At 46.8% G+C, this 23,363-nt stretch carries 21 protein-coding genes; all 21 read right to left on the bottom strand.

Annotated elements, in window-relative coordinates; all coding sequences use genetic code 11:
- Positions 1 to 51: 51 nt before the first annotated feature.
- A complete protein-coding gene (locus MYS68_RS30585) occupies positions 52 to 1,917 on the bottom strand; it encodes a motility associated factor glycosyltransferase family protein (RefSeq protein ID WP_248929420.1) in 1,866 nt (621 codons plus the stop codon).
- Entirely contained in the window at positions 1,904 to 2,509 is a 606-nt protein-coding gene (locus MYS68_RS30580) for a hypothetical protein (protein ID WP_248929419.1), read from the bottom strand. Before MYS68_RS30580 ends, MYS68_RS30585 begins: the two co-directional genes overlap by 14 nt.
- Positions 2,510 to 2,673: 164 nt before the next feature.
- Positions 2,674 to 3,903, bottom strand: coding sequence for a flagellin N-terminal helical domain-containing protein (locus MYS68_RS30575; protein WP_248929418.1), 1,230 nt, complete (start codon positions 3,901 to 3,903; stop codon positions 2,674 to 2,676).
- Between the two features lie 179 nt (positions 3,904 to 4,082).
- On the bottom strand, positions 4,083 to 4,316 hold the full coding sequence (csrA, locus tag MYS68_RS30570) for a carbon storage regulator CsrA (protein ID WP_248929417.1): 234 nt from the start codon (positions 4,314 to 4,316) through the stop codon (positions 4,083 to 4,085).
- 20 nt (positions 4,317 to 4,336) lie between these two features.
- Complete coding sequence (gene fliW, locus MYS68_RS30565; RefSeq protein ID WP_248929416.1) at positions 4,337 to 4,777, bottom strand: flagellar assembly protein FliW; 441 nt, start codon at positions 4,775 to 4,777, stop codon at positions 4,337 to 4,339.
- An 83-nt stretch (positions 4,778 to 4,860) separates the two neighbouring features.
- Complete coding sequence (locus MYS68_RS30560; RefSeq protein ID WP_248929415.1) at positions 4,861 to 5,427, bottom strand: DUF6470 family protein; 567 nt, start codon at positions 5,425 to 5,427, stop codon at positions 4,861 to 4,863.
- Positions 5,428 to 5,441: 14 nt separating this feature from the next.
- On the bottom strand, positions 5,442 to 6,356 hold the full coding sequence (gene flgL / locus MYS68_RS30555; RefSeq protein WP_248931063.1) for a flagellar hook-associated protein FlgL: 915 nt from the start codon (positions 6,354 to 6,356) through the stop codon (positions 5,442 to 5,444).
- Positions 6,357 to 6,391: 35 nt separating this feature from the next.
- A complete protein-coding gene (gene flgK / locus MYS68_RS30550) occupies positions 6,392 to 7,996 on the bottom strand; it encodes a flagellar hook-associated protein FlgK (protein ID WP_248929414.1) in 1,605 nt (534 codons plus the stop codon).
- Positions 7,997 to 8,042: 46 nt separating this feature from the next.
- Positions 8,043 to 8,540, bottom strand: coding sequence for a flagellar protein FlgN (locus MYS68_RS30545; protein ID WP_248929413.1), 498 nt, complete (start codon positions 8,538 to 8,540; stop codon positions 8,043 to 8,045).
- Between the two features lie 36 nt (positions 8,541 to 8,576).
- Positions 8,577 to 8,846, bottom strand: coding sequence for a flagellar biosynthesis anti-sigma factor FlgM (gene flgM / locus MYS68_RS30540; protein ID WP_338043632.1), 270 nt, complete (start codon positions 8,844 to 8,846; stop codon positions 8,577 to 8,579).
- A 91-nt stretch (positions 8,847 to 8,937) separates the two neighbouring features.
- Positions 8,938 to 9,264 (bottom strand): flagellar protein, encoded by a 327-nt coding sequence (locus MYS68_RS30535; protein ID WP_338043631.1) that lies wholly within the window; start codon positions 9,262 to 9,264, stop codon positions 8,938 to 8,940.
- A 213-nt stretch (positions 9,265 to 9,477) separates the two neighbouring features.
- The gene (locus MYS68_RS30530; RefSeq protein WP_248929411.1) at positions 9,478 to 10,248 is read right to left on the bottom strand and encodes a ComF family protein; all 771 of its coding nucleotides are present in this window, start codon (positions 10,246 to 10,248) and stop codon (positions 9,478 to 9,480) included.
- Positions 10,249 to 10,252: 4 nt separating this feature from the next.
- On the bottom strand, positions 10,253 to 12,091 hold the full coding sequence (locus MYS68_RS30525; protein WP_248929410.1) for an ATP-dependent helicase ComFA: 1,839 nt from the start codon (positions 12,089 to 12,091) through the stop codon (positions 10,253 to 10,255).
- A gap of 27 nt (positions 12,092 to 12,118) precedes the next feature.
- Positions 12,119 to 12,520, bottom strand: coding sequence for a hypothetical protein (locus MYS68_RS30520; RefSeq protein ID WP_248929409.1), 402 nt, complete (start codon positions 12,518 to 12,520; stop codon positions 12,119 to 12,121).
- 97 nt (positions 12,521 to 12,617) lie between these two features.
- Positions 12,618 to 13,340 carry a response regulator gene (locus MYS68_RS30515; protein ID WP_248929408.1) on the bottom strand — a complete coding sequence of 241 codons (723 nt, stop codon included), beginning with the start codon at positions 13,338 to 13,340 and terminating at the stop codon, positions 12,618 to 12,620.
- On the bottom strand, positions 13,312 to 14,502 hold the full coding sequence (locus MYS68_RS30510; RefSeq protein WP_248929407.1) for a sensor histidine kinase: 1,191 nt from the start codon (positions 14,500 to 14,502) through the stop codon (positions 13,312 to 13,314). The genes MYS68_RS30515 and MYS68_RS30510 overlap by 29 nt, the downstream gene beginning before the upstream one ends.
- 93 nt (positions 14,503 to 14,595) lie before the next feature.
- Complete coding sequence (locus MYS68_RS30505; protein WP_248929406.1) at positions 14,596 to 17,235, bottom strand: stalk domain-containing protein; 2,640 nt, start codon at positions 17,233 to 17,235, stop codon at positions 14,596 to 14,598.
- 156 nt (positions 17,236 to 17,391) lie between these two features.
- Positions 17,392 to 18,597, bottom strand: coding sequence for a methionine adenosyltransferase (gene metK, locus MYS68_RS30500; RefSeq protein WP_248929405.1), 1,206 nt, complete (start codon positions 18,595 to 18,597; stop codon positions 17,392 to 17,394).
- A gap of 161 nt (positions 18,598 to 18,758) precedes the next feature.
- The gene (locus MYS68_RS30495) at positions 18,759 to 19,031 is read right to left on the bottom strand and encodes an alpha/beta-type small acid-soluble spore protein (RefSeq protein WP_248929404.1); all 273 of its coding nucleotides are present in this window, start codon (positions 19,029 to 19,031) and stop codon (positions 18,759 to 18,761) included.
- A 91-nt stretch (positions 19,032 to 19,122) separates the two neighbouring features.
- A complete protein-coding gene (locus MYS68_RS30490; RefSeq protein WP_248929403.1) occupies positions 19,123 to 19,647 on the bottom strand; it encodes a hypothetical protein in 525 nt (174 codons plus the stop codon).
- Between the two features lie 109 nt (positions 19,648 to 19,756).
- Positions 19,757 to 23,062, bottom strand: coding sequence for an S-layer homology domain-containing protein (locus MYS68_RS30485; RefSeq protein ID WP_248929402.1), 3,306 nt, complete (start codon positions 23,060 to 23,062; stop codon positions 19,757 to 19,759).
- Between the last annotated feature and the right edge of the window lie 301 nt (positions 23,063 to 23,363).

Genomic DNA, 23,363 nt, shown 5'->3' with positions numbered 1-23,363 from the left:
ATCCTATCGTCCCCGTACCGCCGGTTATCAATATCTTTTTATTCTGGTACATTATACCGCCGCTCCATGTTGAGTTAATAGTTTATCTGCGACCTCATTAAAGATGGGAGTTACTATATCTAAATCTCCTAAGCAGCCTTCAAAATATGCTCTTGAAAGTTCCGAGATTCTTTTGGCCCTTGACACCTTATTCTTTTCAAGGCGAACTGCTTTGGCTTCTAATGCCCGAACAAGCAAATTTTTTTGCAAACGGTTCATCGGTTGAATAATGGTCTGGTAAAAAGCATTTGATTCCAACACTTTCATCATACCTTCAAATTCAGCCATCTTTTTATCCAACTTACTTGATGAAGACAAGATTTGGGGGCTCTTTAAATCTTTCAACAATCTCAGCATGGAATCTAGAATACTTTTTAAAAGATCCTTTTGCAGGACTAAATGCCGAAGCCTATTTATCATAAATTCAGTGCTGTATTTGCTCTCCTGCTTAAACCATCCCGGATTTACCTTTTTATCCTGCAACTTTTTTACTAGTTCCTCTATTTGAATAAAGGTTGTACCTTCGATGTGTGCTCCGCCTTTTGTTGTATTATAAACATTGTTAATTCCAAACTGTTTAATCACATATTCCATTTGAATCCTCATGCGATCGAAACCAGGACTGGTAAGAATGGTGTTGCCATATACATCTTTTATCTTTTTTGCACTCGCCACTTCTTCTACCGTTAATCCGGCTGGCCGATACTCATAGCCAATTCCTTTTGAATAAAATTGATCTCCTTTATAGGCCAAGTTTTGCCCAGCTAAAATAATCGGATTACATCCTAACCGGTGTAGTAATTCTAAGGTGACGATCGCAATGGTAGGCGCATCAAAAACTCCTTCCAATTGCCGGTTATCAGTTCTTTTAAGAAAGTAAGCCGCTAACGTATCCTGGCTTGTTATCATATGTGCCAATGGACCGGGATAAAACTCCAATGTTTCATATCCGACGCTCGTTCCATAGAAAAGCGGGATGGAATCGATGTTCTGATTGGTAACGTCTTCAAATACCATATGGTTCCATGGCATTGGATCGTATGTGCATGCAGCATCCGGGTGTATGCCATTTTTTATCAACGCTTTGATGGCAGATCCCACACTAAAGATGTAGGCCATTCCATTTTCTTTAATCTTACGAATTATGGGAATATCCTCTTCTAGTGACGGTCCGGCAGCGACTATGATTGCAGGTTTATCTTTAAACACATCGGCAAAATCCAAAAGAACGTTCGGGCTTGTCAATGTATAGGGCAAATTCTTTAAAGAGTTTACTGCCCATCGCTTTTCAAATCTAAGATCTGCTGAGAAAGAAAACAATTGATGATTTAAAGTTTCCCTAAATTGGGTTACAAAATTCGAAAATCGAGTCGGATTCACTAATTCATATACTGGTAATGCTATAAGTAAAGTTTTACCGCTTACCCCCGAAACAAAATCCGTAATGAATTCGGTCTGATCTTCGGCTTTTCTCTCTATATAAATATTACGTAATCTTTTAACAGGAAGGTCAGACAAGAGTTTTTGCGCGATTAAATGCCTGAATACTTCTACCTCAGGTTCATATATGGAAAAGGTCAGGTGTGGATATTTTTGGAGAAATAAGTCAATATGATACCCCAACCCCACGCCGTAGAAAAAAATATGCTCGTAGTCATTCAATTGCCCGAAACTTTGAATGAATGCTTCAGCTTCATTCAAAGGATTATATTTGCTGTGCAAATAAACAGGACGTTCTTTCCCTGAAAACACAATGGTGCATTGTCCGTTTTTAGCGGTTTCTATTTGAAATGAATCCACTTCTTTCCGGCCGTTCAATTTCTCCAATGCATTAGGGTAATTTTCGTCAAGCCACTTGAGATTTTTAGTTAAGATCATCTCGGATAACCTCTTGATCTATCATTTTGCTTATCTCACTTTGCAAAACTTCATACCTGGGACCAATTTCATACATAAACAAGTCCCCTAATAATGTGAAATCCTCATGCCTAATTGCTTCTTCCAGCTCAAGTAAATACGGATGAATTTCAGTGAGAATCTGTTTACAACTCGTCATATCTAAAGTGCTATTCTGAGTCGAAATGAGCTCTACCATTTGAGAAATCCACCCATATCCTTCAGACCATTGATCGAAGGAAACCCACGTTTCTTGTGTCGGTTTTTTATAAAATTCGTTGGCCATTTGCTTAAGAGCGGGATTTGCACGAATCAGATATCGTTGCGCAGTAACAATGATATCGTGTCTGACCTTTTCCTTTGTATCTACTATAACTTCTATTTTATTTACAGCATAAATCTTTTCTTCCAGGTATTGCTCGTAATCTTCGTATATTTCGAATCCATCAACCCTCATACCTGTCAATACTAAATTTCGTTCTGAAAGGAGGCGTTCCACATCTTGGATGAAAGCATTTAGCGACACATCATCCGAATCATAATTTATTGTTAATTCTTGAAAAGTCAGTTCCACAGCGAACCCTCCTAAACTTTCATCCTTCTTCGGTCTATATCAAAATTTGTAGAATTGTGTTGATATTATTATCGGTCATTTAGATCCAAAATGTTAGAGGTATTACTGGGCAGAAAAAAGAGACTTTAGATGACCTAAAGTCTCTTTTGCAGTTAAATCTGTTATTAGCCCAGCAATTGAAGAACGCCTTGCGGCTGTTGGTTCGCTTGAGCCAACATTGCTTGTGCAGCTTGCGTAAGGATGTTGTTCTTCGTGAACTGAGTCATCTCTTGAGCCATGTCTACATCGCGAATACGGGATTCGGATGCACTCAGGTTCTCGGAAGCTGTTCCCAAGTTGTTGATTGTATGTTCCAGACGGTTTTGCATTGCACCCAATTTGGAGCGCTCAGCAGATACTTTCTGGATAGCTTCGTCAACAACTTTGATTGCAACGTTCGCTTTGTTTTGCTTATCGATTTTCAGGTCTTTAACGCCAAGTGCTTCAGCGCCCATATCGTTAATGGAAAGCGAGACGTTCTGATCAGTGTTGGCGCCGATATGGAACAGCAAGCTTCCGTCATTGACTTGCTTGTTGTATGCACCGGAAGTTTCAGTAAAGGAAGACAGTGCTTTGGTAGCGGAATTAACTGCATTACCGCTGCTATCCTTAACAGTAAGCGTCAAGCCGTGAATGGCATTGGCCAAACCAGTCTTCGACGTGAAGGTAACATGGCCGGAAGTATCTTTACCAAGTGTAGCACCCAACTTAGTTGCCAGTGTAGAGAACGTATCCGTTCCCTTGAGGTCAACAGTATGGAACGTGCCACTGGAAACCCAGGATACAGTAACCGTTGCACCGCCGCTGATTCCAAGGGATTTGCCGTTTACATCTGTCAAATCCTGCAATTTCGTGCTGTTGCCAATCTGAGAAGTACCGCCGCTAATAGCCGTATTTGCTTGAATATTAGCTCCGGATGCCGCATGCTTAGCACCCAGCGATCCGTCAAGCAAGCTCTTCGTGTTGAACTCCGTGGTATCGCGGATACGGTCGATTTCTTTGACCAGCTGGTTCATTTCGTCTTGCAGGTTTTTACGGTCTTGGTCCGTGTTCGTGTCGGAAGCAGATTGAACAGACAGCTCACGCATACGTTGCAGGATGCTGTGAGTTTCATTCAGCGCACCTTCACCTGTTTGGATCAAGGAAATGCCGTCTTGAGCGTTACGGCTAGCTTGGTCCAAACCGCGGATTTGGCCGCGCATTTTCTCGGAGATTGCAAGACCTGCAGCGTCGTCGCCTGCACGGTTAATGCGAAGACCGGAAGACAGCTTTTCCAAAGATTTGCTTGCTGCATTCGTGTTGCCAACCAATTGGCGATGAGTGTTCAATGCTGCAATGTTGTGATTAATTCTCATTTTTATTCTTCCTCCCTGAAGGGTATTCATCCACTTCCATGTGGATTTTTTATCTATTCGACTAGGTCGGCCGCCCTATTCGAATAGACTCTAATTATTAATATCGGAGGAAGTTTGCCATTTGTTTATAGCAAAATATCAAATATTTCGACCTTTATATAAAAACTTTGTCATCCCCATTATTGATCGCGTTTCTTAAACAGCTCGCCCAAGGCGGTCAGTGCGATCCTACTCTTCGATGCCTCTTCATTGGACTGCTTTATTGCGATAAACACTTCTTTTCGATGAATCTCAATATGCTTCGGAGCATTGATCCCAATTCGAACCGAATCGCCCTCCGTTCCCAGGATGATAAGCTCGATATGATCTCCAATCATGATCGATTCCCCTTTTTTACGCGAAAGCACCAGCACTGTATATCCCCCCTTAGCGATTATTCCGAAACGGATGGTACAAATAAATTATGCCGGGTCGTAAAAACGGAATCGTGAAGAACGACCTGTTTGCCGATCATCTTTTTAACATTAATGACAATAGGGGCCAGAAGATTAGCCGTAGCCTTATCAAGTTTATCTTGGACAGAAACGATCGATCGAATGACCAGTTCCTCGAAACTTTGTATTTGGAGCTCCTCCTGTACGGCTTCCGGTATTTCAATTTCGTATCCGCTGAAGCAGACAAACGGATCCACTAAAATGAATTGCAATTCTCCATTTTGAACAGATTGCAGATAAGAAAAAGGAATGCTGGGATCGGGTTCAATGATGGTGAACCTCTCCATATCTTCAAAGCCCGGAATGCCACTCGGAAAATAAATAATCTTATCGTCGGAAATTTCCATCTCACCAAATAACGAGGTTTCTAATTTGATCAAACCGATTCATCTCCTGTTCTAACGAAATGCATACAATAAAACCAAAAAGCCATAGAACAAATGTCTATAGCTTTTATAAGGGCTTAGATTCTTTCACTGATCCGGGGAGGTATAATATCGATGTCAGCTTTCTGAAGCAAATATACGTCAAATTTGCCGCGATAATAATGATATTCCGGACGATTAGGATGGGTTTGCAAGTTGATGCTGCCTTGCTGCAAGTTAATATCAAGCGGTCCAGGCTCATAATGAACGTCCACATTATCGTAAGAAGGTGTGCCTAGAGGGCGATATTCAAGAGAATCAAATGCCGCATTCTTGGCGAGCTCCGCAAACGCATTGGTCGGGTTGGTTATTTGTGCCATGCGGTTACCGTCGGCAACAATTTTAGCGATCCCTTGCAATCCGATATTGGCGGACCGGGTATAAAGTTGGCTCATTACTTGCAGAAACGGCCCATGTCCCAGACCTTCAAAAGCTTTGCTTTGATCAATGCTCAATTTTCCGTCCTCGGCATCGATCTGTACTTTGGGCAATTCGATATTCATATCAAGCGTTGCTTGCGGCTGCTTGATGCTTTGTTGCCCCAGCTCTGCATCAATACCTATTTGTGCAAACTGCTGATGAATCTGGATTCGAGGGATATTCACCGGTCTGCACCCTCCTATCTCAGGAAGTCTACCAGGCTTGCGCTGATAATTTTAGCGCCTACGGAAAGAGATGCTTGGTACACATTTTCATCCGTTTTCAGGTTTGTAATGACCTCGGAAATATCAGCGTCCTCTGTTTTCGATTGGAGGGATTGAAGATTTACGTTGATATCTTCCAAACGGGATTGCGCCAACTCAATGCGGTTTAACTTCGCCCCCACATCGGATCTGTTTTCCAGAAACACATCCATTCTCTTATCCAAGCGGCCTAGAGCATCCTCGACTCCCGGAATATTCCCGTCACCAAGCGATTTCGAAAGATCATCCAATACCCTGAATATGTTATCGTTGTTCGCTTTTGCCGGATCGTTCGGATCATACGGATCCCCAAATACTTTATTCCCCGGAACATTAACCGATATACGAACTCCGACTCCGATTTCGAAATTGATTTGTCCTGAGTCAGTGGTATCGCCCGCAGCTGTTGCTTGACCATAAGGCGCTTTATCGGTCAGTTGTCCGTTAAACACATACTTCCCGTTAAATTCGCTATTGGCAATGTTAACGAGTTGGGCCTTTAACTGATCCACTTCGCTTTTAATGGAGTCCAAGGCCGTTTGAGGATTGGTTCCGTTGGCGCCTTGAACGGCAAGTTCCCTTACACGCTGCAGAACATCCCCCGACTGGGATAACATCGTATCCGTATATTCCAGCCAGGAAACGGCACCCGCTACATTACTCTCATACTGGTCATTAACTGAGAGCTCGCTGCGGTATCTTAAAGAAAACGTCATACCGACCGGATTATCCGAAGGCTTATTAATTGTGCGGCCGGTTGACAATTGATTTTGATGATTGTTAATCCGATTTAAGTTGGAACTTATATTTCTTAATAATTGGTTATTGAGCATCCCTTGCGTTACTCGCATTGTCATCGGACTTTGTCACCTCATCATATTACTTATTAGCGTCCAACAACGCCCATACCGTTGATAACCTTATCCAACATTTCGTCAAACGTTGTAAGCGCCCGTGCCGCAGCATTGTAGGCATGCTGAAACTTGATCATGTTCGACATTTCCTCGTCCAAGGAAACGCCGCTCACCGCCATTCGCCGGGATTGGACTTGCTCGACCAAAATTTGCTGGTTCGTTGCCTGACGGGTAGCCTCCTGGCTTTGAACCCCCAGCTCACCCACGATAGATCGGAAAAACTCATCAAATGTGCCGTCCGTCAGCGATGGCCTTCCGGTTTTGGAAGGGTCAAAATTAACGCGAATGTTGCTTACGTTTGCCGCAAGGAGCGCCATATCGTTATTTCCTTTGACCACCTTTTCAACGCCGTCCGTATCGATAAAAGTTCGCATCGCTGTAGACACGTTCGAGGGATCGTTTACAATATCGGGATTCACCGTGATATTGGCAGCATTAAATTCCGTCGTTCCCGGCTTAAGCGTAAAGAATGGGATGCCTGTCTTGGGCGGGTTGGAACCGGCATACCCCAGCTGATGAAGGCCATTAAATCCTTTTACAATAACCGGAGTATCGTCTGCTACCGTGCGCTCCTCCAGCGTCCCCGTAAACGTCTTCTCCGTTGTCGTTCCGTCCGCATTGACCACAGTCAATTTTGTTCCTTCTGCCATGACTGCGCCTTTAGGAATCGTTACTTTCATATCCCCTTGCACAAGAGCTTTCAGCATGGAGTCCAATTGGAATTGATAGTCGGCTACGGTCTTATCCCGGGAATAAATCATGCCGTAGACTTCGCCGCTGTTCAAATCCTTTCCATAAGCAGCTTCCAATGTTTGTTGGGTAAATATAGTCGGATTCGTATTTCCGCTTACAAGCTGAACATTTCCCATTTTCACATTGTAGCCTTTATCTTCTTCTGTATAGGAAATATTGACGATCTTCGATAAATCGTCCATTAACAAATCGCGCTGATCCCGAAGATCATTGGCGTCATTGCCGAGTCCTTCAATCCGGTAAATTTCCTCATTCAATTTGGCAATCTGTCCGGTAATCGAATTAATTTCGTTTACTTTGGCACCGATATTTTCCGTCAAATCGCTCGACAAATCGCTAAGCTGCTTCGAAGTATGATTAAAAGCATCCGTCAATGACAACGCGCGTTCTTTGACGAGCACTCGCGCCGTTGTATTTTCGGGCGATTTGCTGAGCTCCTGCCAAGCACTCCAGAAACCTTCGATCACTTGGCGAATTCCCGTATCGGAAGGTTCATTGACGATCGCTTCAAGTTTGTCCAGCGTATCTTTACGCACCGTCCAATCGCCCAAATTCTTATTTTCATTATGGAACTGATTGTCCAAGAACTTTTCACGAACCCGATTTATATGATCGAACTCCACGCCTTGTCCCATCTGTCCAGGGACATTGCTTCGCATTATACCGGGATATTCGATCGGACGGGAAGCCACCATATTGACGACCTGTCGCGAATACCCATCCGTATTCGCGTTCGCAATATTATGACCTGTTGTCGATAAAGCTGCCTGCTGTGTAAACAAGCTGCGTTTGGCTATTTCAATGCCGCCAAATGTCGAGCGCATCTGTAAACCCCCTTAGATTATTTTCAATTTGATCTCGTCCGGAAATTTAAGCTCTTGTATCAAATATCCCGTTCCGTTTTCCATAGGTATTCTGCTGTTGCGGATTATGATAAACCGCCTCTTCGTCGGGTCCCAGTACCAGATCCATCGAATACTGTATGAACGCAAGTGATTGTTCGATCAACGTCTGATTTAACGCATTGATTGCCCGCAGTTCGTTAATGGTTTGCAAAAGTTGATCATGCGCTTCCTGCAGCGGTTTCTTTTCTTCAGCTTTGAAAATTATTTTCATCAAGTCGCTGACGGTTACATTCGGATTCGGACGAAATCCTTTCTCCAACATGTATTTGCCAATGGCGTCAATGCGCTGCCGATCCAGCTCCGTGACTTGCTTCAGCAGCTTGCTTTCTTTTGCCACAATTTGCATCAATTGATCTATCTCATTCCGAACGATCACTTGACGCTTTTCCCCGGCAAGTTGGAGCAGTTCCTGGTGTACTGCATTCAGCTTGTCCATCACATCGAATAACAACGGCAAATACATGTTCGTTCACCCGCTCCGTTTTTTAAATTATTCAGATCAATTCTCGATAAAAGGGAGCAGCTTCTCTGCAATTTTCTTGGCTTCAACATGATAAGTACCCGCGGCAACGGAATTTTTCAGTTGTTCGATTCGCTCTTTGGCTTGTTCCGTTCCTTGCGAGCCGAGCAGTTCTTTGGCTGTAGCGGAAATTTCAACCTGGTCCTTGGCCTTGTCTTTTTTGCCGGCGGTGTTCGCGGTTCTCGACTCCAAGGACTTCTTATATTCGTTCACATTTCCGATCCGGTTTGTTCCGTTGATTTTCATCATTCAACACCTCATTTTCCCCCAAATAAATAAACCGATAAAAGCTTTTAATACTCTTATCGGCAGGTGGGTTTTAAAAATTTATATTCGATTATTATTTCAAACGATCTTTTAGTCTGTCCCTAATATTAAAAGACTGTTTTTCCGCTCGTTCTTCCTGCAGCTGCTGTCGTCTTCGCTCGTCTTCGGCCAGATTACTGGCATCTTTAGCCAAGCGGGCACGGCACGATTCGCACATGAGCCCTTCGCGGATAGGAGTGCTGCATACTTCGCAAATCAAGCTCATATTGGGGTTATTTTTAATGGAGATGCGTCCCTCGCGAATAAATCTCGTAATTTGCCGTATCGGCACTTCGGTCGCTTCGCTCAGTTCCTGAAGCGTGCATTCGCGGAATTCTCTTAAATAATTGATGCACTTCATGAGCTGGAGCTCCGTTTCTTTTATACAATTAGGGCACAAGCCGTGTATGTTCTTTACATAAACTTTCCCGCATTTGGGACAATTTCCGACGTTCAGGCTCATCCGAATACCCCCAGCTTTCCGTGGTCCGATAATTTATTGTACACCTAGTGTAGCTTAAATTCTGTGAATTTGCATACTTTTTTTTGCAGTTCAAATTTTTTTCAAAACTGCTTACCTGGACCAACTGATTCCGAAAACGTCGCAGTCTAACTCTTCCTTTATCGTTTTGGCACATTGATTGAGCGTGCTTCCGGTCGTATACACATCGTCTACAATCATAATGTGCAATCTGTGACGGCCAAGTAGCCGCCTTGCAGCCGGAATGAAATTCTCATCCAGAATAAAAGCTCCTTCCAAATCGCCCAAACGTTGTCCTCTTGTTTTAAAGCTTTGTTTATCCGTATGCCTTGTCCTTCGCAGAAAAGGCCAAACAGGTACTCCCGTCATCATTCCCAAATCTTCGGCTAGCTGACGTGCCTGGTTAAAGCCGCGCTCTTCCAGCCTTTGCACGCTTAACGGTACATAGGTGATGACACTGACTGCCTCTTCGGCCGGAGCCGCCTCCCGGTGCAGATGAAATGCGTGAAGCAAAATAGTTCCCATCAGGTGCCGCAGCCGCTCCGAGCCGCGGTATTTATATTGGGCGAGCAGTTCCTTCATCATCGGATTGTATTCCACCGCACTGCGGTTATGTACGAAGTAGGTTTGAGTCCGTCGTTGACAGTCGTGGCATGTCTCATAACGTCCACATATGCCGCACTGCACGCTGCGAATCCAGGGGATCGCTTCCGCGCATGCGGGGCACAAATGGAGCGGATGCTTCCCTTTATACGATCTGCGGCAGTACAGGCAGTCATACGCTTTCGGAGCCATCCAGCTTTCCGCCCGGCCGACTGCCTGACCGAACACCCGGCTTGTCCATTTTTTCCAATCCGTCTGCAACCGCCTACCCCTCCTTTCCGCCGCGGAGAAGCAAGTAGCCTTTTTTCCAGGCGATCTTGTTCATGTCGGTTATCTGTTTGATTGCTTTCACCTGGGCCGCGGTTTTCTCCTGCCTGGCAAAATATACGTTCCCTGCGGGATCGTCCTTCGATCTTCCAGCCCGTCCTGCCATTTGCACTAACGCGGCCGAATCGAAAATGGGAGCGTCCGCATCCAGGATAATCACATCCGATTTGGGGATCGTGACTCCCCGCTCCAGGATGGTGGTCGTAACGAGCATGCGAACATCGGTGGCGCGGAATTGCACGACTTTAGCGCCTCTCCCCTCGTCTTTGGAAGATGTGCCTTCTATGGGCAAGCCTGGAAAATAGGTGCGCAATAGGCTGACAAGTGGGTCGACCAATTGAATTTTCGGAACAAAAATAAACAGCTGCGCCCCACGGTTTATCGATGATTTCATGGCGTTCAGCAAAGATGATGGGATACTCCGGTTTTTGAGCAGCATTCTTAGAGGTTTGACGGTCAAAATCTTGGGGACCGGCAGCGGATGCCGGTGATAACGCGCAGGTACTCTGGCACAAGCAACGTCACGTCTTCGCACCGCTTTTTGAAGCGGCTCCGGCGGTGTCGCGGAAAGATATATGTAGGAGCCCCCGGGAACCAATGCTCTTCGGGCGGCATGCTCCAGCATGGGATTGTTGTGATACGGAAATGCGTCTATTTCATCGATAATGATCAGATCAAACGCCTCGGCAAAACGCAGCAGCTGATGCGTCGTCGCTATTGTCAGCTCGCCGCGCTCCCAGCGTTCCTTGCTTCCGCCGTACAGCGTGACGACTTTGATGTCGTGGAAAGCTCTGCTTAACCGCGGCTCCAGTTCCAGCACGACATCTTTGCGCGGCGTGGTCACAAGCACTCTTCCACCATGCGAGAGCTCAAAAGCGATCAGCGGAAAAATCATCTCCGTCTTGCCCGCTCCGGTCACCGCCCAAATTAAAAAACGTCTGGGCTCACTCGTCACTGACGTGCCGGTCGTTTCGGCCAGAAACCGCAGCGCTTCTCCCGAAGCATCCGCTTGAATATCGCTTAATCCCCACGAATCGGTATAGACGGTCAAATCCTGCACCGGAACCGGTTCCCGAACGGCAGACTCTCTTTTGACCGAAACGAGCGGGGAGCAGTAACGTATTTTTCCCATATTGAGACATTGCTCGCAATAAGGGCAAAGCGTCTCGCAAAACAGACATTCCGTGTAAAAAAGATGCTCACTGCCGCCGCATCTGCGGCATACACGCTCCGAGCGGCCGGTCAGACGCGCCCACCACGTTTTTGGCTTTGCGAAAATGCCCTGCTCGAGATCGAGCCAGCCCTCCAGGTATCCTCGCTGGATGAAATACTTCGGACGAGCGGGGATTTCACGCAAACCGCCGTAAAAGCCGATCAGCTGCACGATCTCTTCGTAGTACAGCGACCTTCCCTGCATGCACTGCCGGAACGCTTTCATTTCGGCAGCAGCTCGTCCGGTCATAGCTTCCCCAGGTGGATATGCGCTACGCCGCATTGTCATGTGGCGAATTAAGTTCTCCGGTAACGAAATTCGTTTAGCCGCATGTTGAACCGCCGTCAGCAGCTTATGTTCTTCATCCCGATCAACCCCGCCTTGTCTTCCGAGCGCCGCTTTCAACTCTACGGCTTGTCCGAATGAAACGGACGGTTCCAACCATCGGATTTCCGCTTGCTCACCCGACCGTTCGAACCAATAATCCAGATCCGCATTCATGTCCAGGCTGATACGCCAGTGCCATTCCCGCGGTCCGGCAATCGCATAAAGCCATGCCTTCATGTTTCACCTGCCCTGCATTGTAAGCGGTTACTGCAGCAACAAAGGCGCTTTTCGTATGTCATCTACACCGCTCAGTTTCACAACAACGACTTCTTCATCCATATGTTCCGCCATATAGGAATCGAATCCTTCAAAACCCTCTTCCACGCGAATGAACACGTCTTTCTCATGGCTGATTCGCCTGGCGATATCGAGCGTTTCGTCCGTCGAGCCTTCATCTACGATGGTAACGGAAATGCTGCGTCCTTTCATCCGCGAGAAAAAAAACAAAGAACGCAAATACCATTCCATTTGCAACTGGTTGTTTAGCGTGACGAGGACATAGTGCGTCAATCGCTTCCGCTTGCCTCGGCTTATCCGATACATCCAATGAACGAAAGCAATCGCAGCAGCATAACTTCCTACAATCCACAGTAACCCTACCATCATTGCGGCTCCCTCCCTTAAAAACATTATATGCCGCAATGACGCAGTTGGTTCCTGCTTGCCGAAACGCTTCGAAAAAATGCCTCGCCTTAATCCCGTTCTACAATGTGACCCAGCCGTTTTTAATGGCGATGATGACTGCTTGCGTGCGATCGTCCACTTCCATCTTTTGCAAAATGCTGCTGACGTGGTTTTTAACCGTTTTTTCGCTGATGAACAAAAACTCCCCGATCGACTTGTTGCTCTTGCCTTCCGCCATCAGCCTCAGCACTTCGGCTTCCCTGCGGGTCAGCGGACTATTGTCGGAATGCACGTACTTGACGCCCGCTTCTTTGGTCGAAGAACCTCCGGCAACACCGGCCTCGTCCAGATAAGTCATTCTTCGGAGCTGATTGATCAGCTTGCCGGTGACCTTCGGGTGAATGTAGGCATGTCCGGCCACTACGGAGCGAATGGCGTTAATAAGCGATTCGGCTTCCATATCCTTGAGCAAATATCCGCTCGCGCCTTTGCGGAGCGTTTCAAAAACATAACTCTCATCATCGTGAATCGATAAGATGATGACCTTGATGTCAGGGAAAATTTCCTTCAGTTTCTCCGTCGCCACGACGCCGTTCTCGATGGGCATGTTGATGTCCATCAGCACAATGTCCGGATGAAGCGCGTTGCACAGCTCCAGCACCTGAATGCCATCGCCGCATTCGCCGATGACTTCAAGATCGTTTTCCATATTGAGAATGCGTTTGACGCCTTCCCGAAACAGCTGGTGATCATCCGCCAGCACCAACCTGATATTACGTTTCGTATTCCCCATGAAGTCCATTCGTCTGTTCCTCCTTTTGCTCCGATGAAATTGGAATGACCATAGATATTTTCGTTCCGGCCCCTTTGGCCGACACGATGTCTATTCGACCCTCCAGCAGCTCTACGCGCTCCCTCATGCCGACCAAGCCGTAATGTCCCGCGCCGCGCTGAATTTGCGTGGACACCGTGTCCACCTGGAACCCGACGCCGTTGTCGGCTACCGTAATTTTTACCATCTGCTGCTGAAATACGAGCTCCAGCGTGACGAAGGACGCGTTTGCATGCTTGACCACATTGGAGAAAGCTTCCTGGACGAGGCGGTACACCGCCACCTCCATTCCTGAAGGAAGACGGATTTCCTTGCCAGCCATTTCGAATTTGGTGCGGATTTTCGATTTGTCTTCAAAATCCTGCACAAATTTGCGCAGCGTCGGCACAAGCCCCAAGTCATCCAGCGCCATCGGGCGGAGATTGAAGATAATTTTGCGCACCTCTTCAATCCCGCTCCGAACCTGGCCTTTAAGGTCAGCCAACTCCTCCTTGACGCTGGAGTATGCCTGCTTGACGAGCATCCGTTCCGTGATTTCCGTCCTCAGAACAACGTTCGCTAGTGTTTGCGCCAAGCCGTCGTGAATTTCCCTTGCGATCCGCTTCCGCTCCTCTTCTTGGGCCAAAATGATTTTGAGCCCCAGCAGCTGCCGGTTTTTCGCCGATTCGATAATTCGTGTCACCTGGTTTAAGTCGCCGGACAAATACTCCAAAACGACGTTCATTTGAGAAACGATCGTTTCCGCCCGTTCTACTTGTTTATCGACACTTTTAATTCTTTTTTGCAGTTCATCCCGGCGAGATTTTAAATGGATCTCTTTTTCCCGGTATAAGGTAAGCTGAGTTTGAATGAGAGTTGCCGCTTCATACGCAATTTTAATGTCTTCTTCCTTGAATTTATGAAAATCTCTGCTCACCTCGGTCAGCCGCACGCGCGCTCTTCGGTAATCTATCTCGAGTTTGTCAACCAGATCGATCGTCATCGTAGTTTCCTGGATAACCTCTTCCAGTTCCTTTTTTAAAGCATCGCGTTCGGTGCGCGAGGTTTCGCATATTTCGAAAATTTGATATTTGCTGCTTTCCATCACATTGATGGCGTTTTTAATGATGCGATCCAAGGCATCGGGCTGCATGAAATGACCTGGCTCCTTTGTGAGCGGACTAGTTTACCATAAACTTATAGTATCACACCTGTAGCCCTTTTGTACTGCTCACATAGCACTATTTTATTCCAGTGTGATCTGCTGGGTTTTTGCATCCCAGGTCACTTTCCAACCGAGTTTTTCCGACAAAATGCGCAGCGGTACCATCGTCAGGTTATTCATGATGCGCGGTGCGACTTCCGCGGTCACGCGCTCACCGTTAATGAGCAGATCGGGATTATCGATCCACAGATCGATCATTTTGTCGCCGCGGATGATCGTCACCTTGCGCTCCTTGTCGTCCCAACGAACCGTCCCACCCAATGCATCGGTCACAAAACGAATCGGAATCATCGTATTGTCCTTAATAATAACCGGAGCCTGCTCCAGCGTCATATTTTTCCAGTTCACGGAAACCGCGGTTTTGTTGACCGTCAGCTTGACACTGTTGTTGCTGACGCCGGAAAGCTTCCCTTTGTACGTGAACGTGATATCGTCGAGCTGGATGCTGCCCTTCGGCTGCCGTTCGTCCTGCCCTTCCTCGACGCTGACGACATAAATGCTTTTCAGCGTGATCGGATATTTGAGGTTATAATCGGAAAAATCGACGGTAAGCAGCTTCCAGCCCTTCCAGTTGATATTTTTTGCAATATCGATATATTGCAGCGCACCGGAACCGTCGAGCACTTCCGCCCGCAGCCAGTTCAAGCTCTCGTCTCCGTTGACTTTAAGTTTCATAAACTGCGGCTGGTCTTCGATTTGTATGCCCGTATCGAACGAAGCGTAAGCGGCTCTTGTGTTTTTGCCGCGGCCCAGGTCGTAATCGAGCTGCAGCACCTTGTTGCCCCACGGTGTAGGCACAATATTGACGGAAGCCTGAATTTCTTCCATGGATGTTCGAGACATGGTCATTACCGCCTTATTGTCCAAGTCGTACCATACCTTGTCTACACCGATCGGAACGGTCAACATCGTGCTGTAGCCGTCGTACCTTGCGATGAGCTGGGCGGTGCTGCTTCCGGCCAAGCTTTTGACCGTGAGCACGCCTTTGTCTACGCTGCCTTGAATCCCCAGCACTTCCCATTGCACGAGCTCCGGTGGAATTTCCCGCGTTTTGCCCGATTTCGACGTTGCAATAACCGGAAGCTTGTAGCTCTCTCCCTCGGTCAAGACCAGATCGTTCGCATTGATCTTCATGCCGGAAAGCTGATCCCGGCCTACCACCTCGACGTCCATGCTGTTCGTTCCTTTGCCGGACGCTACTGTAATTTTGGTGATACCTGCTTTGGTCGGCGAGAAAACATTATCTTTAAACGTCCCCAAATCGGCGGGAGCGCTCCATTGCGCCGTCACCTTATCGGTAACAACCGGGTTGTAATATTCGTCATAAGCCTTAAACGAATAAGGGGCTTGCTCGTTAATAAACAACAAATTAGGCCCTTGAATCGTAATCCCCTTCACTTCGCCCTGAGGAGCTGTCGAATAGACGCCGACTCCGTTGACAACCTTTCGTTCGATGCCGGTTTCCGTTTTGTTGACGAGCTTCGTCTCAAATTCGCCGAACGGCCTCGCCACCATCTGTGTCGAACCTCCGCCGTCCAGCGTCATTCCCTTCCAAACCCCGACTTGGATCATAAACTGCTGGAGCTCGGGCATCGTCATCCCTTTGCTTTCTCCGGCATTGTCGACAGTGATGAGGTAAGCCTTTTTCTGATCCTGGGAATAACCGATCGCCGTGCGGGAGCGGTAGCTGTAACCGCCGATTTCCTTAATATCGATCGTAAATGCAGACGGCTGCCCTTCATGGACCAAAATCGTATGACCGCCGATCATCATTTTGAAATTTTTAACGTCGTAATTTTTATACGAGTCTTTCGGAAGTACGGCATAATCGGCTTTCAGCGGTTCGCCTTCTTTCAAATGTGCTTTGACAAATTCAGCCGCTTTCCCCGCCGCGCGCAAAATGTATCCGTCTTTGGGTGCGATCATTTGTATGACGCTATCAGGTGCGATCTTCGTAATGATCCCTTTTTGCACGAGCACCTCGGTCGGCACGCTCGTGCCGTTGTTTGACCGGTCGATTTGTCCCCATGCATCGGTATACATGAACAAACCGTCGACATGCGTGTCGTTGCCGGAATCATCAGGCCAATAATAGGTTTTATTGATCCCGCCCAGCGGGAAGGTCGTGCCATCTTTCGCCGTTACTTGACCTTGGAAAATAAACATATCCACGATGGGCGTATTGTTTTTGTCGATGGCAAACGAATATTGTCCGGGCAGGTTAGGCGGCGTCGCCATCAACTGGCCGCCTGCAATTTCCGGCCCGTCCGGAACACCTTCCGCCTGCGTATTATAAAAGTCCCCGTTAATGCCGGCGACCGCTTTCGTTTCCTTGGCCATAGCATTGACGGTCTGCTTTTTCGTAAACTGATTGTTCGTACCGGTCATGACATCCAGCTTGACGTTCGGATTCGTTAAGTCTACTTCTATCACATTCCCGTTTACTTGCACTTCTTTTTTGTTTCTGACCGTTTTCCATACATATTTTTTCAACACCGCTCCGGATGTCAAAATGTCCTCGCTCACCTGTGTAACGGTTGGCGCATCAGCGGCATACGCCGCAGGAACTGCATATAAACTTAAGCCTGGCGTCTGTATGATGACGAGCCCCGCCACAACCGCTGGTATAACTTTCATCCAAATGCGTTTTTGTAAAGCCATGATGTTGTTTTTCCCCTTTCACTTTCACTCTCCCTAATAATAGACTCTATCTCTATGAAAAAAGTTCCGATACAAACTTCTATTAATTTTGACGGAAAAAAGAAAAAACCACCCTTCGGTTGGAAGGATGGTTCCGTGCTTCGGTAACCTGATTTTTTATTTATAGGCGTCTGCCTTGAGCAATTCCGCTTTGTCCGTGCGCTCCCAAGGAACGTCCAGATCATTGCGGCCAAAGTGGCCATAAGCGGCAGTTTGCTTGTAAATCGGCTTCCTCAGATCAAGTGCTTTAATAATGCCGGCAGGGCGCAGGTCGAAATGCTTGCGAATCAGCTCGACAAGTTTCTCTTCGCTGACTTTGCCCGTACCGAAAGTATCGACACTGATCGATACCGGCTTCGCTACGCCGATTGCGTAGGCTACCTGCACTTCACATTTGTCTGCAAGGCCGGCTGCCACGATGTTTTTCGCTACATAACGCGCCGCGTAAGCGCCGGAACGGTCCACCTTCGTCGGGTCCTTCCCGGAGAATGCGCCGCCGCCATGGCGGGCATAACCACCGTACGTATCGACGATAATTTTACGGCCGGTCAGGCCGGCATCACCATGAGGACCGCCGATTACAAAACGGCCTGTCGGGTTGATGTAGTAGTTCGTTTCGGCGTCCAGAAATTTCTCCGGTACGATCGGTTTGATCACATGTTCCTTAATGTCCGCCTGAATTTGCTCCAACGTTACATCTTCGCTGTGCTGAGTGGATACGACGATCGCATCGACGCGTACCGGCGTGTCGCCGTCGTATTCTACCGTCACTTGAGTTTTGCCGTCCGGACGCAAATAAGGCAAAGTACCGTTTTTACGCACTTCAGTCAATCTGCGAGCCAGTTGGTGTGCGATAGAAATCGGAAGCGGCATCAGCTCCGGCGTTTCATTGACTGCAAAACCAAACATCAGCCCTTGGTCGCCGGCTCCGATCGCTTCGATCTCATCGTCGGTCATTTGCCCTTCGCGCGCTTCCAACGCTTTATTTACACCTTGAGCGATATCCGGGGACTGTTCGTTCAAGGAAACGAGAACTGCGCAGGTTTGCGAATCGAAGCCGTATTTGGCGCGGGTATAACCGATATCTTTAATCGTTTGGCGAGCGATTGATTGGATGTCTACAAACTCGGATTGGCTGCTGATCTCTCCAATGACCAGAACCAAACCCGTAGCTACCGAAACTTCGCATGCCACACGTGCATTAGGATCATTTTTCAAAAATGCATCTAAAACCGCATCGGAAATTTGGTCACAAATCTTGTCCGGGTGACCTTCCGTTACCGACTCCGACGTAAACAAACGTCTGCCGCGCTCTACGGACATATTCTCAACCTCCAATAATCAAAATCACCTTACAAAAAATGAACCTTTTCCGATTGGAAAAGGTTTGTCTTCGGACCTTCAATTTTATATGTTACTGGATTTGTCGAGGACTGTCAATAATTCCAACGGCAAGGTAAGAAAATTAATGAATTTATAACAATTTACAGCGAAAACAACATTTCTTCCGCTTTCCGGATAAGCCGGCTTGTAATGGCTCCACCGACGGCTCCGGTATCCCGGGACGCAATATGCCCCCAATAATCTTCCTTGACTGAAGATGCCGGAATAGCTCCCAATTCCGTTGCGAATTCGACATTGGAATTCCCGATTTGTTTACCTACAGGCAGCCCCATCTCGGCGGCAATTTCATACTTCAGTGCATCGAGTGCTTTCTGGCTTTCAGGTACAACCTTTTTGTTGTTGTTTCTGGCCATAACGTCCACCTCCTGAAGTTTTCGAGTACATCTTTATTATGGCCTGCGGGGTCGGGACAAAACGAATAAGATGTTGTCAGCACGGGCAAAATTATGGTGTTGGCGCTGCCTTGGTTCCATCCGGATTCGTGATGGTAAAGCTTCCGCGAACCATGACATATGTATCCTGTTTCAGTTTTGGATCGCTTTTGATGCCCCTGCCTTCCTTAGGGAAGATCAGCAGATGGTTTAGTTCCACCGCAGATCCGGCCTGTATGTCTTTTCCGGATGTTACGTCGGGGATCCCGTTTTCGTCGGAACTCACCGCCGTTACTTTTCCGGTGCGTATGATGATTTCTGTCCCCGCATCTGCGTACAGTGTTTGTCCGGGGGTGAGGTTGATGACGGTTAACCCCGCATTATTGTTAGCTGCCGACGATGGCTCCTTTGCTTTTGATGGATCGTTTGCTTTTCCCAGTTCCTCAACTATTAATTGTTTGACCTTTTGCTCAACATAACTACGGGTAACCAAAGGATCGTCTAAAGTACCGGTTATGGGATCAGCAGCATTTACAACCACCGTACTCATTGATAAGAATACGACAACTGCGATAACTTTGGGAATGATATGTTTCATAATTCATCTCTTTTCTGATGGTTATAGTTTACTCACAGTTTGTTTTCCGCTTAGCTTTTTAATGAAAAAAGAAGACCCCGAAGGGTCTCCTTTTTTTACTAAAATGATATTACTTGATAGTTACGCCGAAGGAAGCTGTTACACCGCTCGGTGCTTGTGCATTTACAGTAAAGCCTGTAATCTTTCTAGCATCTGCACCATTATCAGTGTAAACCACTTTGCCGGTATTCGGATTAACTGTGACTGCGTCAGACTTATCTGCAGTGCCGCTAGCGTAAGTGATGTCGCTGACGTAGAAGGTCACCTTCAGCAGATCGTTGATGTTCTTGCTGCCAGACGCATTAGGATCAGCGATCAAGAATTGATCGGCATCTTTTGCTTCTTCACTGTCTTCGCCAGGAGAGAAGTTAGATACTACTTCATCGCCGTATTGGTCTTTAACAGTGATCTTCTCAGCAAGCTCTTTAGCCCAGAGGTACTTACCATCGCCTGTAAGGATGCTTCTAGCAACATTCTTACCAGCCTTAGCAAGAGCGATACTTGTTACAGAAGGACCTTCGTTCTTCGAAGTAACATCAATCGACTTAGTTTCTTGTTGGCCTTTAGCATTCTTGAAGATAACGCTGACTTTTGCAGTACCAGCTTCCAAGCCGCCAACAAATTTACTATTTGCAATGTTAGCTACTTTGGTGTTGCTGGAAGAAGCGGATACGATATCTGTTGGAACTGCGACATCTTCTCCACCGTTTTTCTTAGCTCTTACCTTGATTTCTTTCGTCAGCTTCGGATACTTGCTGTAGAGAGTTGCGATATCAAGATCAGCAAAATCGTCTGCAGCAAGGATCGTGTTGTTAACGCCTTTGTCAAGGTATGCTTCATAGGTCAACTTGTTGTCGGACTTGTCAGGATCGAGAAGTTCGATAGTTGTCGACAGGCTATCGATTTCAGATACTTTGGAAGTTTTGACCTCTTTCTTATAAAGAGTAGCTTTCAACGTCCAAGTACCTACAGGTGCATTAGGAGTCGAGTAGAACTTGAAGGATTTGTTGAAGAAGTTCTTCCACTCGTCTTGTACAATGCCCTTATCGTAGTTGTCTTTATAATCTTCAATTCTGATCATGTTGAAGTCTTTCGTGTTCGTTGCGCCAGAGCCATATACAGTAGTGAGAACTGTAGCTTTGTTGCCATAGTAGTTCTTGTAGTTCGTATTATTCGGAGTAGCCAAAAGTTCCTTAGAACCGAGGTATACCTCTTCCGTATATACCGAACTTGTAACAGCAGGAGTACCAGTGTAAGTCAATGTTACGTAGTAATCATTGTCTACGTCGGTATCATATTTCATTTCTGTACCGTTTTGGTCGTAGATCTTGAACTTCATTTCAGTGTCCGTGCCGCGAACCATGTATTTCTTCGGCGTAGTAGCGAACTTGATAGATTCAGCTTTACGCGCTTCACTTACCGGAATGCTAAGCTGTGCTTTTTGGTTCGGATAATCTTCCAGTTCAACAGTAATTTGTTGGGAACCTTTTCTGCTTACGCCAGCAATTTTGATTTGGCCTTTATGAGCGCCCGTTGTAACGATCTCTGCATTTCTGTCCAGATCGATACCGCTGGTCGAGTTGATTCTGAACTTGTTGTTCTTACCGCCGTTGTCGAATGCAGTTACGATATCGTCAGCGTCGAGCACTTCGCCCTTGGAATCTTTGACAACCAACGGAACATAGAATTTAGCATCTACATCTTCGTCGTTCGTAATTACATCGTCTTCAGCCAGTGTGTAGTTGTAAGAACCGAATTCTACAGTTGCAGGCACTTTGGAAGCTTTGACTTTGATCGTTTTCGATACGGAGTTACCGCCGCGAGCAAATACCGTCACAACGATATCTTTCTCTTCGTTGTTTACGGAACGAAGCTCAACGTCAGCTGCGTCGTCACCGATGATGTCGTCCACAAATGCGTCTTTATCGTCGGTACCAACTTCCATATCGCTGTCGCTAGGATTAATTCTTACGTCATCGTTCAAGAGATCTTTCTCTTGTACACGGAAACCATATTGGTCGTAAGCTTTAACGTCCAGGTAAGCAGCGCTGTTAGCTTCCAGATAATCCAACTTGGTTCCAGCTGCGTTATACAAATCGCCGATTTCAACTTTGCTTACAAGCGACTCATCACCAACGGTGAAGATTTTGCTTGCTTGCGTACCGCTGTCTTCGTGCAGGATGTTAACGGAAATTCTGTCGTTTCTTTCTGTTCCTTCTTCTTCGGTCAAGAGAATGGCTTGCTCTCCAGCAACCGTCGTGAAGGTACCGCCGTTAACGCGGATATCGAAGTTGCTTGCGTTCAGCTTCGACTGCGCACCATATTGGTTAGTGGCTTTGAAGTCGATGCGAACTTTTTGCAGCAACTTGTCACTCTTATCTCTTGCCAACGGAATTGTTTCGGAGGCAGTCAAGAATTCGATTTTGGTGATTTTCTCAACCGTTGTGTTAACGGACGCCGTTTTGTTAGCGTCATCCAGGTTGCTTACACCGCTGATTGTTACTGTGTAAGTGGAGTTTTGGAATTTGCCGTCGAATGTCAGAGTCGCAACGGTTTTCTTGTCGTCCCACTTTGTAGTGTAGCCGGAAGAAAGCACCACTCCGTCTCTCTTAACTTCGATTTTCAGATCTTTAGCCGCTTCTTCAGTCAAAGCGCCGTTCAACTCAAGCTTCAGAACGTTAGCGTCAGTTGCTTTCAAGGAAGCAATTGCATACTTGCCGTTGAATTTCGGCTTGTATTGTTGCTTAGCTTCGTAGGAGCTAAGCACCAGCAGATCGCGAGTTGCGTTCGTTTGGCCGCCGAATTTGCCGTCAGCGCCGTTGCTCATAATCTTCAATTGAAGCGCAAGAGCTACGTAACCTTTAGCCCAGTCGGAAACGGTGGAGTCATTAACGCCAGGAGTTGCTTTAGCGTCTTTGTCCTTATCCAAACCGCGAATCAAGAAAGTAGCCAGTTGTTCTTTGGTTACTTTGCCAGCCGGGTTGTAGATGCCGTCGCCGTAGCCATCAGTGATGCCTGCAGCTTTAACAGCTTCGATGTAAGGCAGAGCGTATCCGTTAGCCGGATCGTCAGCTTTAACGTCGCTGAAGCTGGAAGACTTCAAGGAAGTGTCAACTTTAAGACCAAAGATAAGTGCTGCAACCTTTGCGAATTGCGCGCGGTTCATTTCTTCTTTAAGGCCAAACTCGCCTTCTTTCACACCGTCAAAAATGCCGGCGGAAATCATGGCGTCGAACTTCGCTTTTTGGTCTGCAGTAAGATCCTTAAGGTCGCTGAAATCAGCGGAGGTCTTAGCAGGGTCAGCAGCAAGAGCTACGGACGAGAAAGCGGAGAACGCCATAGCCAAGGCTAAGATCGTAGATAAGCTTTTCTTCATAACCTTTTTTTCTCCTCCTCGAATATCTTTCGGTTGTTGAGAGTTTTGTGTAGAAAAATTATAGCTCGATTCCCTCATTAGCCGAGTCACCCCCTTTCCAGAGTTGAGCGAAATTATAATTTTTGAAGTCTGCGAGCTCAAGGCCGCAGAAACTAGTAAACTAGAAATGGGAAACAAGAGCCTCGCGCGCCCTTAACCATTATACACTGGCGTACTAGCGAGGTAAAGAGTTAATTTTGTGAATATTATCCATGAGAACCATGGGTATTAACTCTTTCTGTTTGTTTTTCAATGTATTAAA

Origin of the sequence: Paenibacillus hamazuiensis (assembly GCF_023276405.1) — a bacterium.
GTDB lineage: Bacteria > Bacillota > Bacilli > Paenibacillales > NBRC-103111 > Paenibacillus_AF > Paenibacillus_AF hamazuiensis.
This window is presented reverse-complemented; position numbering and strand designations above follow the sequence as displayed.

Bases quoted from the DNA above. Each gene is read 5' to 3' on its own strand.
- MYS68_RS30485 (WP_248929402.1), bottom strand. From the start codon at position 23,062: ATGAAGAAAAGCTTATCTACGATCTTAGCCTTGGCTATGGCGTTCTCC.
- MYS68_RS30575 (WP_248929418.1), bottom strand. From the start codon at position 3,903: ATGAGAATTAATCACAACATTGCAGCATTGAACACTCATCGCCAATTG.
- MYS68_RS30525 (WP_248929410.1), bottom strand. From the start codon at position 12,091: ATGAAGGCATGGCTTTATGCGATTGCCGGACCGCGGGAATGGCACTGG.
- MYS68_RS30515 (WP_248929408.1), bottom strand. From the start codon at position 13,340: ATGGACTTCATGGGGAATACGAAACGTAATATCAGGTTGGTGCTGGCG.
- metK (WP_248929405.1), bottom strand. From the start codon at position 18,597: ATGTCCGTAGAGCGCGGCAGACGTTTGTTTACGTCGGAGTCGGTAACG.
- MYS68_RS30510 (WP_248929407.1), bottom strand. From the start codon at position 14,502: ATGCAGCCCGATGCCTTGGATCGCATCATTAAAAACGCCATCAATGTG.
- flgM (WP_338043632.1), bottom strand. From the start codon at position 8,846: ATGATGAAAATCAACGGAACAAACCGGATCGGAAATGTGAACGAATAT.
- MYS68_RS30520 (WP_248929409.1), bottom strand. From the start codon at position 12,520: ATGATGGTAGGGTTACTGTGGATTGTAGGAAGTTATGCTGCTGCGATT.
- flgL (WP_248931063.1), bottom strand. From the start codon at position 6,356: ATGCGAGTAACGCAAGGGATGCTCAATAACCAATTATTAAGAAATATA.
- MYS68_RS30545 (WP_248929413.1), bottom strand. From the start codon at position 8,540: ATGTATTTGCCGTTGTTATTCGATGTGATGGACAAGCTGAATGCAGTA.
- MYS68_RS30585 (WP_248929420.1), bottom strand. From the start codon at position 1,917: ATGATCTTAACTAAAAATCTCAAGTGGCTTGACGAAAATTACCCTAAT.
- flgK (WP_248929414.1), bottom strand. From the start codon at position 7,996: ATGCGCTCGACATTTGGCGGCATTGAAATAGCCAAACGCAGCTTGTTT.
- MYS68_RS30535 (WP_338043631.1), bottom strand. From the start codon at position 9,264: ATGAAGTGCATCAATTATTTAAGAGAATTCCGCGAATGCACGCTTCAG.
- MYS68_RS30505 (WP_248929406.1), bottom strand. From the start codon at position 17,235: ATGGCTTTACAAAAACGCATTTGGATGAAAGTTATACCAGCGGTTGTG.
- MYS68_RS30495 (WP_248929404.1), bottom strand. From the start codon at position 19,031: ATGGCCAGAAACAACAACAAAAAGGTTGTACCTGAAAGCCAGAAAGCA.
- MYS68_RS30490 (WP_248929403.1), bottom strand. From the start codon at position 19,647: ATGAAACATATCATTCCCAAAGTTATCGCAGTTGTCGTATTCTTATCA.